This is a genomic window from Streptomyces tremellae (assembly GCF_039540215.1).
Lineage (GTDB): Bacteria > Actinomycetota > Actinomycetes > Streptomycetales > Streptomycetaceae > Streptomyces > Streptomyces tremellae.
The window spans coordinates 198,528-211,848 of the sequence record NZ_BAABEP010000005.1 but is presented as its reverse complement, the minus strand read 5'-3'; the positions used below and the strand labels follow the sequence as shown (position 1 = coordinate 211,848).

General features: G+C 75.9%; 13 protein-coding genes. 7 read left to right on the top strand and 6 right to left on the bottom strand.

Annotated elements, in window-relative coordinates:
* Positions 1-146 precede the first annotated feature (146 nt).
* The 4 genes from ABEA77_RS06855 (at position 147) to ABEA77_RS06840 (ending at position 3,923) form a co-directional block, all read left to right on the top strand.
* The gene (locus tag ABEA77_RS06855) at positions 147-1,385 is read left to right on the top strand and encodes an acyl-CoA dehydrogenase family protein (protein ID WP_345642608.1); all 1,239 of its coding nucleotides are present in this window, start codon (positions 147-149) and stop codon (positions 1,383-1,385) included.
* Positions 1,386-1,399: 14 nt separating this feature from the next.
* Entirely contained in the window at positions 1,400-2,566 is a 1,167-nt protein-coding gene (locus ABEA77_RS06850) for an LLM class flavin-dependent oxidoreductase (protein WP_345642607.1), read from the top strand.
* A complete protein-coding gene (locus ABEA77_RS06845; protein ID WP_345642605.1) occupies positions 2,563-3,309 on the top strand; it encodes an alpha/beta hydrolase in 747 nt (248 codons plus the stop codon). The genes ABEA77_RS06850 and ABEA77_RS06845 overlap by 4 nt, the downstream gene beginning before the upstream one ends.
* 65 nt (positions 3,310-3,374) lie before the next feature.
* Positions 3,375-3,923: a flavin reductase family protein gene (locus tag ABEA77_RS06840; protein WP_345642603.1), complete on the top strand. Its 549-nt coding sequence runs from the start codon at positions 3,375-3,377 to the stop codon at positions 3,921-3,923.
* Positions 3,924-3,976: 53 nt separating this feature from the next.
* On the opposite strand, the gene ABEA77_RS06835 is transcribed toward ABEA77_RS06840, so the two are convergent.
* The 5 genes from ABEA77_RS06835 to ABEA77_RS06815 form a co-directional block, all read right to left on the bottom strand.
* Complete coding sequence (locus ABEA77_RS06835; RefSeq protein WP_345642601.1) at positions 3,977-4,795, bottom strand: 3-hydroxybutyrate dehydrogenase; 819 nt, start codon at positions 4,793-4,795, stop codon at positions 3,977-3,979.
* Positions 4,796-4,832: 37 nt separating this feature from the next.
* On the bottom strand, positions 4,833-5,312 hold the full coding sequence (locus ABEA77_RS06830) for an NUDIX hydrolase (RefSeq protein ID WP_345642599.1): 480 nt from the start codon (positions 5,310-5,312) through the stop codon (positions 4,833-4,835).
* Positions 5,299-6,960: an apolipoprotein N-acyltransferase gene (lnt, locus tag ABEA77_RS06825; protein ID WP_345642597.1), complete on the bottom strand. Its 1,662-nt coding sequence runs from the start codon at positions 6,958-6,960 to the stop codon at positions 5,299-5,301. The genes ABEA77_RS06830 and lnt overlap by 14 nt, the downstream gene beginning before the upstream one ends.
* A gap of 584 nt (positions 6,961-7,544) precedes the next feature.
* A complete protein-coding gene (locus tag ABEA77_RS06820) occupies positions 7,545-8,099 on the bottom strand; it encodes a hypothetical protein (protein WP_345642594.1) in 555 nt (184 codons plus the stop codon).
* 94 nt (positions 8,100-8,193) lie between these two features.
* The gene (locus tag ABEA77_RS06815; RefSeq protein WP_345642591.1) at positions 8,194-8,967 is read right to left on the bottom strand and encodes a glutamate racemase; all 774 of its coding nucleotides are present in this window, start codon (positions 8,965-8,967) and stop codon (positions 8,194-8,196) included.
* Between the two features lie 79 nt (positions 8,968-9,046).
* On the opposite strand from ABEA77_RS06815, the gene ABEA77_RS06810 reads away from it, so the two are divergent.
* Positions 9,047-10,213 carry a glycosyltransferase gene (locus ABEA77_RS06810; protein WP_425588216.1) on the top strand — a complete coding sequence of 389 codons (1,167 nt, stop codon included), beginning with the start codon at positions 9,047-9,049 and terminating at the stop codon, positions 10,211-10,213.
* Between the two features lie 37 nt (positions 10,214-10,250).
* On the opposite strand, the gene ABEA77_RS06805 is transcribed toward ABEA77_RS06810, so the two are convergent.
* The gene (locus tag ABEA77_RS06805; protein ID WP_345642585.1) at positions 10,251-11,687 is read right to left on the bottom strand and encodes a TerD family protein; all 1,437 of its coding nucleotides are present in this window, start codon (positions 11,685-11,687) and stop codon (positions 10,251-10,253) included.
* Between the two features lie 250 nt (positions 11,688-11,937).
* On the opposite strand from ABEA77_RS06805, the gene ABEA77_RS06800 reads away from it, so the two are divergent.
* Positions 11,938-12,426, top strand: coding sequence for a DUF6643 family protein (locus ABEA77_RS06800; protein WP_345642582.1), 489 nt, complete (start codon positions 11,938-11,940; stop codon positions 12,424-12,426).
* Positions 12,427-12,599: 173 nt separating this feature from the next.
* Entirely contained in the window at positions 12,600-13,211 is a 612-nt protein-coding gene (locus ABEA77_RS06795) for an Rv1733c family protein (protein ID WP_345642579.1), read from the top strand.
* Positions 13,212-13,321: the final 110 nt, after the last annotated feature.

The following is a 13,321-nucleotide window of genomic DNA, read 5'->3' as shown; positions in this document are numbered from 1 at the left end:
GCCCTGACCGCCGCGCGGACGCCCGTGCCGCGCACGCCCGGCAGCACCGCGGCAGGCCTTCCCCGGGCTCCGCACACCGCGTCCACGGCCGTCCCGCGCACGCACGCGCCGGCCGTGCGGCGCACCCCCACACCGAGCGAGGAGTCATGACCCCTACCCGTACCGACACCGCGGGCGCGCCGCCGCCCCTCGACCTCGCGCGGCTGCCCGCCGTCACCGCGGCGCTCGCCGAGCGGGCCGCCGAGCACGACCGCGACGCGACCTTCCCCTACGAGGGTTTCCAACGCGCGCACGAGGCAGGGCTGTTGACGGCCACCGTCGCGCCGCGCCACGGCGGGCCCGGCGCGGGGCTCGCGGACACCGTGCGCATCCTGCGCGCGCTGGGCGCGGGCGACCCGGCCGTCGCGCTCGTGACGGCGATGACGCTGTTCACCCATGCCGCGCAGGCGCGGACGCCCGCCTGGCCTGAGGCCGCCTACGCCGAACTGCTCGCCGCGTCGTCCGAGGGGCCCGCCCTGGTCAACGCGCTGCGGGTGGAGCCCGAGCTCGGCAGCCCGGTGCGCGGCGGCCTGCCCGCCACCACCGCACGCCGCGACGGCGCGGGGTGGCTGCTGACCGGCCGGAAGATCTACTCCACGGGCGCGGTCGGCCTCAGCCACATGCTGGTGTTCGCCCGCACCGACGAGAACCCGGTGCGTGTGGGCGCGTTCATCGTGCGGGCCGGCAGCCCCGGCCTGGCCGTCGAGCCGACCTGGGACCACGTGGGCCTGCGGGCCAGCCGCAGCGACGACGTGGTGCTCGACTCCGTGCGCGTCCCGCTCGACGACGTCGTCGGGCTCACGGTCGCGGGGGACACCCCGGGCGCCAGGCCCGACCCGGTGACCGGCGCGTGGAACGCCCTGGGGCTGCCCGCGCTGTACCTCGGGGTCGCCCGCGCGGCCCTCGACTGGCTCACCGGCTTCCTGCACGAACGCGTACCGACCGCGCTCGGCGCGCCGCTCGCCACCCTGCCCAGGTTCCGCACCGCAGTCGGCGAGATCGAGGCGGCGCTGCTGGGCGCCGACACCCTGGTGGACACGTTCGCCGCCCGGGTCGACGCGGGCGAGCCCGGCGCGGCGGAGCGCGCGGGCGCCGTCAAGGTGCTGGCGACACGCGCGGCGATCGGCGCCGTGGAGACGGCCGTGTCGCTCACCGGCAACCACGGCCTGACCAGGACCCAGCCGCTCCAGCGCCACTACCGCGACGTGCTGTGCTCCCGCGTCCACACCCCGCAGGACGACTCCGTGCTCCTCACGCTCGGCACCGCGGTGCTCGACGCCGCGGCGCCGCACGCGCCCACCGCCCCGACCCGTACCACCGCGACGCCCGAAACCCCCCGCCGCTGAAAGGGAAGTGCCCCATGACCACCGCACCCGCCACCCCCGCCGAGCAGACCGCGCGGCCGGCCGCGCCGAGCACCGTCGAGTTCATCGGCATGATCGGCACCCAGCACGCCTCCGAGATCCACCCCCCGAGCGGACCCGCCGTCGACCGGGCGTACACGGCGCGCTTCGCCCGCGCCCACGAGGACGCGGGCTTCGACCGCATCCTCATCGGCTACAGCTCGGGCAGGCCCGACGGTGTGCAGGTCGCCGGGTACGTCGCCGCGCACACCGAGCGCATCGGGCTGCTCGTCGCCCACCGGCCCGGCTTCATCGCACCGACGCTCGCGGCCCGCACGTTCACCACGCTCGACCAGTTCACCGGCGGCCGGGTCGCCGTGCACACCATCACGGGCGGCAACGACACCGAGCAGCGCAGGGACGGCGACTACCTGCCCAAGGACGAGCGCTACGAGCGCACGGACGAGTACCTGTCGATCCTGCGCCGCGCCTGGTCGTCGCGGGAGCCGTTCAGCCACGAGGGCCGCCACTACCGCTTCGAGGACTACGCGAACGGCGTGCCGCCGGTGCGCGAGAGCGGCATCCCGCTCTACTTCGGCGGCTCATCCGAGGCGGCGTACCGGGTCGGCGCCAAGCACGCGGACACCTTCGCCCTGTGGGGCGAGCCGCTGGCGGAGACCGCCGAGCAGATCGCGTCGGTGCGCGCCGCGGCCGCGGCGGCCGGCCGGGCAGAGCCGCCCGGCATCAGCGTGTCCTTCCGGCCGATCCTCGGACCCACCGAGGAGTTGGCGTGGGAGCGGGCCCACCGCATCCTCGCCACCATCAAGTCCGGTACGGGGCGCACCTTCTTCGACCAGGCGCGGCGCGGTCCGCAGCTGGGCGAGCCGCAGAACACCGGCTCGCGGCGGCTGCTCGCGGCAGCGGCCAAGGCCGATCTGCACGACCGGGCGCTGTGGACCCCGACGGCCTCGGCGACCGGCGCGGGCGGCAACACGACGGCGCTGGTGGGCACTCCGGAGACGGTGGCGCGCGCACTGCTCGACTACGTCGACATCGGCGCGACGACCCTGCTGATCCGCGGCTACGACCCGCTGGACGACGCCATCGACTACGGCCGCCACCTGTTGCCGCTGGTGCGCCAGGAACTGGCGCACCGCGCGGCGACCGCGGGGAGCGCCCGGTGACCGCGGTATCGTCGCCCGCCACGGCGACCTGGCACCCGCCGGCCGGCATCGCGCCGCGCGGCACCCTGCTCGTTCTGCCGGGTCGCGGCGAACACCCCCTGGTGTACGAGCGGTTCGGCAGGCGCCTGGCCTTCGACGGCTATGTGGTGCACGCGGTGGCGGTGCGCCCGGGGGACGGGCCCGCGCGGGTGCTCGCAGCCGCGCGCGCGGCGGCCGGTCCCGAACCGGTGGCCCCGGTCGTCCTGGTGGGTTCCGACACGGGCGCGCTCCAGGCGCTGCACGCCGCCGGGGCCGCGGGTCGTGAGCCGCGGGTCGACGGGGTGGTCGCGGCGGGCGCCGCGCCCACGGGCGTGGCCGCCCCGGGCGGCCACGGGTCCGACTGGGAGGCGGAGCTGGTGGCCCGTACCGCCTGCCCCACGCACCGCGCGCGGCTCTCGGACGACGAGACGTTCGTCCGGGGCGGCCTCGCCGACCCGGTGCCTGAGGCGCTGCGCGCCGAGGCCGCTCCCGGCGTGCCGGTCCTGCTGCTGCACGGCGACGCCGACCCGGTCACCCCGCTCGCGGAGGCCGAGCGGCGGGCAGCACGCCTGCCGCAGGCCGCGCTGGGGGTGGTGCACGGCGGCGTGCACGACACGCTCAACGACATCACGCACCGCACCACCGCCGCGACGGTCGTGGTGTGGCTCGAACGGCTGCGCGCGGACGGTGCGCGGCGGCCGCTGCTCACCCTTACCGGCACATGACCGCGGTGCCGCGCCCGCGCGGCACCCGCCCGCACGCTCCGTACTCCTCGAAGGGAAGAAGCGGCATGACCGTCTCCACCCAGCACTCCCCCGCCCCGCACCCGCAGGCGCCGCGCGAGTCCGCGGAGGGCCACGGCGGGGGGCTGTCGGCCGCGGTGCTCCGCAGCACGCTGCGGCGGCACGCCGCAGGCGTCACGGTGATCACGGTGCCGGGGCCCGCGGGCTTCACCGCGACGTCGTTCACCTCGGTCTCGCTCGACCCGGCGCTGGTGTCGTTCTGCCTCGGCCTCACGGCGTCGACGCTGGACGCGGTGCGCGCCGCCGACCGGTTCGCCGTGCACGTGCTCGGCGCGGCCGACACGGCGCTCGCGTCGCGCTTCGCCCGCAGCGGCGTCGACCGCTTCGAGGGCGCGTCCTGGACGGCGGACGAGGGCGGGCTGCCGCTGCTCGACGGTGTACCCGCCTGGCTGTCCGCGCGGGTGACGCTGCGTCAGGTCGTCGGCGACCACCTGCTGGTGGTGGGCGAGGTCGAGTCGGGCGGCGGGCACCACAGCGGTCCCGCGCTCGTGCACCACGACGGCGCGTTCGCCGGCCTCGCGCCGCTGGAACAGTAGCGCGGCGGCCGGGGTGCGGGGTGGGGGGCCGGGAGCAGGGGCCGGGGCCGTGCTCAGTGGGCGGTCCAGCCGCCGTCGAGCGCCAGTGAGGTGCCGGTGACGAACGACGCCTGCGGTGAGCAGAGGTACGCCAAGGCCTCGGCGACCTCCTCGGGGTCGAGCAGCCGCTTGAGCGCGCTGTCCGCGAGCATGATCTCGGAGACGACGCGCTCGGGCGGGATGCCGTGCGCCGCGGCCTGGTCGGCGATCTGCCGCCCGACCAGCGGGGTGCGCACATAGGCGGGGTTGACGCAGTTGGAGGTGACGCCGTGCGGGGCGCCTTCGAGCGCGGCGGTCTTCGACAGCCCTTCGAGGCCGTGCTTGGCCGCGACGTACGCCGCCTTGTACGGCGAGGCGCGCAGCCCGTGCACGGACGAGATGTTGACGATCCGGCCCCACCCCGAGGCGTACATGTGCGGCAGGGCGCCCTTGATGAGGCGGAACGGCGCCTCCAGCATCACCGTGAGCACGGTGTGGAAGACGTCGCCCGGGAACTCCTCGATGGGCCTGACCAGTTGCAGGCCCGCGTTGTTGACGAGGATGTCGGCGCCGGCCGCCGCGGCCTCGGCCGCGTCGAGGTCGGTGAGGTCGAGGACCTCGATCCGCAGCCCGCCCCCGCCGGGCACCCGCGGGTGCCCGGCGGCGAGGGCGCCGAGTCCCGCGGCGTCCCGGTCGAGCGCCCGCACGGTGGCGCCCGCCGCGGCGAGCCGCAGCGCGCAGGCGCGGCCGATGCCGCTCGCTGCCCCGGTGACGAGCGCGGTACGGCCGCGCAGATCCGGCCCCCCGGCCGACGGGGGGTACGGGGCGGTCCGTGCGGAGTCGTGCGGCGTCATCCGCCCAGCGTAGGCCCCCGGCCCGGCGGTGTGTCCGTCAGGCGGCGGCGGGGTCGAACCAGGTGGGCCCGTCGGTGAGCGCCTGCTTGAGCCGGAACAGCGCGAAGTCCCGCAGCGGCGGCAGCCCGTCTGCCGGGAACCAGCCGACCTCCAGGGACTCCTCGTCGTGGACGTGCGCCTCGCCGCCGGTCGCGCGGCACAGGAAGGTGATGTCCATGAACTGGCAGATGTCGCCGTTGGGGTAGGTGACGGGCTTGCGCATCGCGTGCACCGACACGACGCGTACCGCCTCGCTGTGCACGCCGGTCTCCTCGTACACTTCGCGCACCGCGGCCGCCGCGGGCTGCTCGCCGGGGTCGGGGATGCCCGCGATGAGCGCCCACTCGCCGTTGTCCGCGCGCCGTCCGAGCAGGACCCGGCCGTCGTCGTCGAGCACGATGGCGGTGACCCCGGGCAGCAGGAGCAGTTGGTGGCCCGCGTCGGCGCGGACGTCCTTGATGAAGTCAGGTGTTCCCATGCTGCCCGACCTTACGGGCGGGGCCCGGGTGCGGGGCGGGGGTCCCGCGGCGGGCGCGCACAGCGCGGACCGTCGACCAGGCGGCACCCGCCGCGCCCACGGCGACGAGCAGCCACTCCGGGGCGGTGCCGAGCCGGGTGGCCGGGGTGAGCGAGGTGCGCAGGGGGACCTCGTCCTCCAGGATCGCGGGGGCGAACATGCCGCTGCGCCGGACGATCGTGCCGTCAGGACGGATGATCGCGCTGACGCCGCTGGTGGTGGGGACGACGACGGAGCGGCTGTGCTCCACGGCACGCACCTGGTCCATGGCGAGTTGCTGGTAGGTCATCTCACTGCGGTCGAAGGTGGCGTTGTTGCTGGGGACGGCGAGCAGTTCGGCGCCCGCCTCGACCGGGTCGCGCACGTCGTTGTCGAACGCCGCCTCGTAGCAGGTGGCGAAGCCGACCCTGGTGCCGGCCATGGTGAAGACGCCGACCTTGTGCCCGGGGCTGAAGTCCTCGCCGACGAGGTTCACGTCCTTGCTGAACTTCTCGGCGAGGGAGCGCAGGGGGATGTACTCGCCGAACGGCTGGATGTGGCGCTTCTCGTAGGTCGCGCCCGGGCCGCTCGCGGGGCTCCAGTCGATGAGCGTGTTGTAGAGCTTGCCGCCGGGCCCGGGGTTCTGCACGAGGGTGCCGATCTCGGTGGGCGCGCCGATCGCCTTCACCGCCGCGTCGATGGTGAGCCGGGCGCTCTCGTCATGGAGCGGGTCGATGTCGGAGGAGTTCTCGGGCCAGAGCACGAAGTCGGGTTTCGGCCGCTTGCCCGCCTTGACCTCGGCGGCGAGTTTCAGCGTCTGCCGTGCGTGGTTGTCGAGGACGGCGGCGCGCTGCGCGTTGAAGTCGAGGCCCATGCGGGGCACGTTGCCCTGGATCGCGGCGACGGTCGCGGTGCCGGCCTCCGGGGCGTTCGAGACGAGGGGCAGCGCGGCGAACGCGCCGGCGACGGGCGCGAGCACGGTGACGGCCGCGGCGGTCGCCGCGCCGCGCGGGAGTGTGCGGGTCCTGCGGTACGCGGCGGCGCGGCGCGCGGCCTCGGCGAGCCCGAAGCCGCACAGGACGACGGCGAAGCCGAGCAGCGGTGTGCCGCCCGCGGCGGCGAGCGGCAGGAACACGCCGTCCGCCTGGCCGAAGGCGACCTTGCCCCAGGAGAAGCCGCCGAACGGGAAGCGGGAGCGGGCCGCCTCGCCCGCCATCCACAGCCCCGCCGCCCACAGCGGCCACACCGGGAGCCGGCTGACGGCGGCGATGCCGAGGCCGACGAGGCCGAGGAAAAGCGCCTCGGCCACGGAGAGCGCGAGCCACGGGAAGGAACCGACTTCGACGCTCGTCCACACCAGCAGCGGCAGCAGGAACGCGAGCCCGCCCAGCGTGCCGAGGCCGAATCCGGCCCTGAGCCCGCGGCCGCGCAGGCTCCACCCGAACAGGGCGAGGCCGGGCAGCGCGAGGTACCACAGGGGGCGCGGCGGGAAGCTCGCGTAGAGCAGCAGCCCCCCGGCGACCGCGGCGGCCGGTCCCGCGAGCCGGGCGGGCCAGGCCCGCTTCGCGGAGGCGGGGGCCGGGGGCGGCTCGGGCTGCGGGGTCTCGACCGAGGTCACGGGGGCGCTCACCCCCCGGAGTGTACGGCGCTCACTTGTGCGGCCGTGGGCCCGGCATGGCAGGGCACGCGGGGCTCCCGGGGTGCGTGTCGCGGCCTTGCGGCACGGTGTCCCCGTATTCCATCGCGGGAGCTGCCGCGGTGGACCGCGTGTGGCCTTGACCGTGGCCACCGTACGGGGCTGGGCCGGCGCGGGTGCCGCTGCCGGCGCCGTGCGCCGCGCCGGTCGCGGCGGCGGGTACGGCCCTGACCTGTCCGGCAGGGCCCGCGACCGCGAGCGGCGCGCTCGGCCACGCGCGGGTACGGCGGCAGCGGGCGCGCTCACGCGCCTGGCCACGGCGGCCCCGGCCCCTCCTGCGCCGTACGGCCGAGGTGGTACGGCCGAGGTGGTACGGCCGAGGTGATACGGCCGGACGGGTGGCGCCGGGCGCGGGAGTCGTACCGGGCGGCCCGTGCGGCGCGCCGCGCGCGGGGGTCGCTGTCCGTGGCGGGCTGTGCGGCGCGGCCGGTCGCGGGAGCCGCCGGGGGGGGCCGGCGTCGCACCGGGTCGGAGGCGTGGCAGGCGCACCGGGCAGCGACCCACGCGTGGGATTCCGGCTATGCGGCGCGGCCGGCGCGGCAGCGGGCGCGGAGGATGCGGACGGCCGCCTGGGCGTCGTCCACGGTGACGGTGAAGTCGGGGCCGTCGCTCATCCGCAGGACGAGTCCCTCACCACGGCGCACCACGACCGCGGTGCCCTTCTCCGGGCGCCAGCGGTAGCCCCAGCCGCCCCACTGGTGCGGGGTGACGCGGGGCGCGAAGTCCGCGTCGACGACCTGGGCGAGCGGGATACGGCGGCGCGGCACGCCCATGTGGCCGCAGCGCACCTCGAGCCACTCCTCGTCGATGCGCACGCCCACGTGCACGAAGGCGAGCGTGCCGAACAGCATCAGCAGGCCCGCGGCGAAGCAGCCGACCACCGACATGACGAGGGCCGCGGCCCCCGAGGTCCAGTTCGCGTCGACCACCAGCTCGACGCCGAGCGCGATGCAGGCGGCGCCCACCGCGGCGAGCAGCCACTGCGCCTTGTTGGTCGCCCGGCCCGACCACATCTCGGACAGGGTCGTCGCGGCGTGGGCACGGGTGCCTTCGTGCCGTGAGTACTCCGTCATGGCATGCAGCGTACCCACGTTCCGCGCGGGCGGGCCCCCGGTGAGGGATTGCCGACACACCGGCCGCACGGACGCGCACCGGGGGCGGCGGGTGTCAGCCGGGCTGGCCCACCACGGCGAGCAGCCGCCCCTCGGGGTAGCGCAGCGCCGCCTCGGGCAGCTCCGCCTCTCGGCCGCTCGCGAGGACGGTGGGCGGTCCCACGGGTGCCGCCTCGGGGGCGGGCCCGCCACCCGCGCGGCGCAGCGCCTGCGTGGCGACCGCGGTGGCGGAGCCGTACAGCACGGCTCCGGGTGCGACGGCGGCGGCGATACGGTCCCGCACCAGCTCGTAGTGGGTGCAGCCGAGCACAAGGGCGCGCACGTCGCGGGGGGTGCGGGCGGCGGCAGCCGCGACGGCCCTGTCGACGGCGTCGTCGTCGGCGTGCTCGACCGCGTCGGCCAGCCCGGGGCAGGGCACCTCGGTGATGTCGGCGCCCGCGCCGAACTCGTCGATCAGATCGCGCTGGTAGGGGCTGCCGGTGGTGGCGGGGGTGGCCCACACGGCGACCGGGCCGCCGCCCGCGGCTGCGGGCTTGACGGCGGGGACGGTGCCGACGACCGGCAGGCCGGGTTCGAGGGCGGCCCGCAGGGTGGGCAGCGCGTGCACGGTGGCGGTGTTGCAGGCGATGATCAGGGCGTCCGGCCGCAGGGCCGCGGCGGCGCGGGCCACGGCGAGCGCCCGCCCCGCGACGTCTTCCGGGGTGCGCGGGCCCCAGGGCATCCCCTCGGGGTCGGTGGAGAGGACCAGCTCGGCGTCCGGCCGCATCCTGCGCACCTCGGCGGCTGCGGCCAGCAGCCCGATACCGGAGTCCATGAGCGCGATCTTCACGGCGCAACCCTAGCCGACCGTGCCCGCGCGGCCGCGTTGGGGCAGACTTCGGCGGGTGAGCGTTGTCGAGTGGATCTCCATGGTGTCGCTGGCCGTGTGGTGCTGGCTGTTGGCGGGGCAGGGCTTCTTCTGGCGTACGGACCAGCGCCTGCCGCGACGCGCGCAGGGCGTGCCCGCGCAGGGGCGGTGGCCCTCGGTCGCCATCGTCGTGCCGGCGCGCGACGAGGCGGACGTGCTGCCGCTGACCCTGCCGTCGCTGCTGGCCCAGGCGTATCCGGGCACGGCCGAGGTGTTCCTCGTCGACGACGGCAGCAGCGACGGCACGGGCGGCCTGGCGCGTTCGCTCGCGCGCAGCGAGGGCGGGCTGCCGCTGACGGTGTCGTCGCCGGGCGAGCCGGAGCGCGGCTGGACGGGCAAGCTGTGGGCGGTGCGGCACGGCATCGCGCTGGCGCGGGCGAGGGATCCCGAGTACCTCCTGCTGACGGACGCGGACATCGCGCACGAGCCGGACAGCCTGCGCAGGCTGGTGGAGTCGGCGCGCGGCGGCGGCTTCGACATGGTGTCGCAGATGGCGCGGCTGCGGGTGGCGAGCCCGTGGGAGCGGCTCGTGGTGCCCGCGTTCGTGTATTTCTTCTCGCAGCTGTACCCGTTCCGCTGGGTCAACAGCGCGCGGCGGCGCACCGCGGCGGCGGCCGGCGGCTGCGTACTGCTGCGCGCGGAGGCCGCGGAGCGGGCGCGGGTGCCCGAGTCGATCCGGCAGGCGGTGATCGACGACGTGTCGCTCGCGCGTGCCGTGCAGCGCAGCGGCGGGCGGATCTGGCTCGGGCTCGCGGACCGGGTGGACAGCGTCCGGCCGTACCCGCGCCTCGCGGACCTGTGGAAGATGGTGTCGCGCAGCGCGTACGCGCAGCTGCGGCACAACCCGCTGGTGCTGCTCGGCACGGTGGCGGGGCTCGCGCTGATCTACCTGGTGCCGCCGGCCATGGCGTTCGCGGGGCTCGCGGGGGCGGGCGCGTGGGCGGGTTGGGCGGGGCTCGCGGCGTGGGCGCTGATGACCGGCTCGTACCTGCCGATGCTGCGCTACTACCGCGAGCCGTGGTGGACGGCGCCGCTGCTGCCGTTCACGGCGCTGCTGTACCTGCTGATGACGGTGGACTCGGCCGTGCAGCACTACCGGGGCCGCGGCGCGGCCTGGAAGGGCCGCACGTACGCGCGGCCGGAGGCGGAGGCGGCGCGGGAGTCCTGAGCCGCCGCCCGCTCCGCCCCGACGGGCGCGCCGTGGGTTACTTGCGGCCCGGTGTCCAGTCCATGTCCCAGCCGTAGGCCCGGTCGACCGTGCGCTGCGGGCTGACCCCGCGCTCGGGCACGAGGAACCGCGCCTCGCGCTGCACGACCAGGTCGGAGCCGGTGCGGGTGAGGAGCGCGAGGGCGCACACCCGGGAGGGCACGGTGCACTCGCCGAGGTCGAAGTCGATCGCGGCGCCGTGCTGGGGTTGGAGCGTCACGGTGGCCGCGAGGTCGGCGAAGCTGCTCGCGCCCTCGTAGATGGTGACGAAGATCAGGATGCGGCGGAAGTCGCGGGTGTGGTCGAGGTTGACGGTGAGGTTCTCGCCGCTCGCCACGGCTCCCGTGCGGTCGTCGCCGTCGAGGTGGATGTACGGGGGCCGGGCGAGGGATCCGAAGGCGCCGCCGAGCGCCTGTACGACGCCCTTGCGTCCGTCGGCGAGTTCGTAGAGGGCGCACAGGTCGAGGTCGAGCTGGGCGCCGGCGCCTGCCGCGCCCGCGAGGGCGCGGCCGAGGCGCGCCCCCCAGCCCTTGGCGGGCTGCTGCTTCTGCTGCGGCGGTGTGCGCACCTGCCAGTTGAGGTTGACGCGCAGGGCGCCCGAGCCGCCGCCCTGCTTCGCCAGCGAGACGGAGGGGGCGTCCTTGGTCAGTGTGACCTTCGAGAGGCGCACGGGCGCCGGTGGGGGCTGCGGGGCCGGGGTGCCTGCCGCGCCCTGCGGGGCGGGTGCGGCAGGCGGGGCGGGCGGGGGCGGTGGTGTGTCCGCCGCGGGAGGTGCCGGGGCCGCCTGCGGGGCCGGCGGGTTCTGCGGGCCGGACGGGTCGTGCCCGACCGCCGGGGCCTGCGGGTTCAACGGTGCTGACGGTGCGCCAGGTCCGGCCGCCGCCCGCGCGGGGTCCGCGCCCGGCGTACCGGGTTCGTCGACGGTGATGCCGAAGTCCGTTGCCAGGCCCGCGAGTCCGGTGCTGTAGCCCTGCCCGACCGCGCGGAACTTCCAGCCTCCGTCTCGACGGTACAGCTCGCCGAGTACGTACGCCGTCTCGACGGTGGCGTCCGAGCTGTCGTAGCGCGCGAGTTCCTCCCCGGTGGCCGCGTCGGCGACCCGTACGGAGAGACCCGGCACCCGGCCGAAGGTGCCGCCTTCGGCCGACGCGGCGAGCACGATGCGCCCGATCTCCGGCTCGACGGCCGCGAGGTCCACCGCGAGGGTGTCGGTGACGGTGCCGCCCGCCGCGCGTTTGCCCTCGTGGCGGACGGTGCCCGCGGAGTCGGACGGCTGGTTGTAGAAGACGAAGTCGGCGTCGGACCTGACCCGGCCCCCGTCGAGCAGCAGCGCCGACGCGTCGACGTCCGGTACACCGGGGCCCGAACTCCAGCCCAATTCAATGCGTACGGCGGGCGCGGAGACCCGCACATTGGCCCCTTTAAGCATGGACATGATCTCCCCCGTCGCGCCGCCTCCGTGCCGTTGTTTCCATCTTCCCAACGTAATCGCGCCACCGCATGGGGAGGCTCCGCGACCCGGCGGTAACCCGGGGCTCACGTGGCCTTTACAGGATTCGAACGAGCCCGGGCGACCGATTTTGACAAGTTCGCTCGCATTGGGGGTCCGGCGTCACGCGAAAGCGCCCAAAGAACCGTCCGACCGGGCTCCCCATGGGGCACATGGTGGGCTTAATCTCTGTGCCATGACCTCCCCCCGCTCCTACGGCGGCGGTTACTACACCGCGCCGTCGTTTCCGGACACCCCGATCTACGACTCGCTCGTCGCGGAACGGGGCACGCCTCAGATCGCTCCGATCCGAGTGCCCTCGGCGTACGACACGGGTTCGAGCTACCTCCCGGCCCTGCCGTCGTCGCTTCCCGCCCTGCCCCCGGCCCCCTCGGCCCCGGCGCAGCAGCAGTACGGCTACCCGCAGCAGGCCCAGCAGCCCGTACCGCTGCAGCAGGCGCCCGCGCCGTACATCCCGCAGCAGGCCCAGCAGCCGCGCGGCGGCTACCCCGGCCAGCAGCCCGGCTACCAGCAGCAGCCGCAGCGCCCGATGCCGCAGCGCCCCGCGCCCGCCGGCTACGACGCGATGCGCCCCGCGGCGCCGATGCGCCCCGCGCCCGCTCCGGCGGCCCAGGGGCCCTACGACGATCCGTACAACAGGCCGTACCAGGGCAGGGGGTACTGACCCGTAGCAGACGGGCACGCACCGGACCCATGGGAGGTCCCGTACGCCTCGGCAGGGTGGCTCCGCTTCGGAGCCGCCCTGTTTCTTTGTGAGCCGCCTGTGTGAGGCTCACCACCGCGGGAACCCGAGCCTCCGGCAGGCGCGTTGCTTCCGACGGAAGGGGGTGCGGGACGGTGAGAGTGGTACTGGGCATCTGGCGGTGGCGGCACAACCCCCTGCGCCGGACGACCGACCTGGTGGAGGCATGGCTCGCGGTCCTGGTCGCCGCGCTGCTGGTGTTCGGGGCGCCGGCGGCGGGCTGGCTGAGCGGCGCGGTGCTCGGATCCTCGCTCCAGCGCACCGTGGCGGAGCAGCGGCACGACCGCCAGGAGTCGCGCGCCGTGATGGTGACGGACTCCCGGCAGCGCGGGCAGGTCGGGTTCTTCGACCCGGAGTCGGCGGCCTCGCAGAACGCGGACACGCGGGTGATCGCCCGGTGGACCACGCCGGGGGATGTCAAGCACGTCGGCCCGGTGACGGCGCCGCGCGCGCACCTCAGGCCCGGCGACACCTTCAGCATCTGGACGGACACGCGCGGCAGGCAGGTCCCGCCGCCGATCAGCGGCGACGCCGCGCACTTCCACGCGGTGTTCTCCGGCATCACCGCGACGCTGCTCGCGGCGGCCCTGCTGCTGGGCGCGTGGCGGCTCGCCGTATGGCGCCTCGTCCACCAGCGGTACAAGCGGCTGGACCGCCAGTGGGCCCAGGTCGGACCGGACTGGGGGCGTACGGGCACCGGGAGTTGAGCGGCGGCGGAGGCCGCCGGATGGCCGAGGGCGCTTTCGGCCCGGCCTGCCTGCCAGGCGGTGCCGGATCCCCCGGCCGCCGCCGGGCGGCCCCCGGCCGGGCGGCGCGA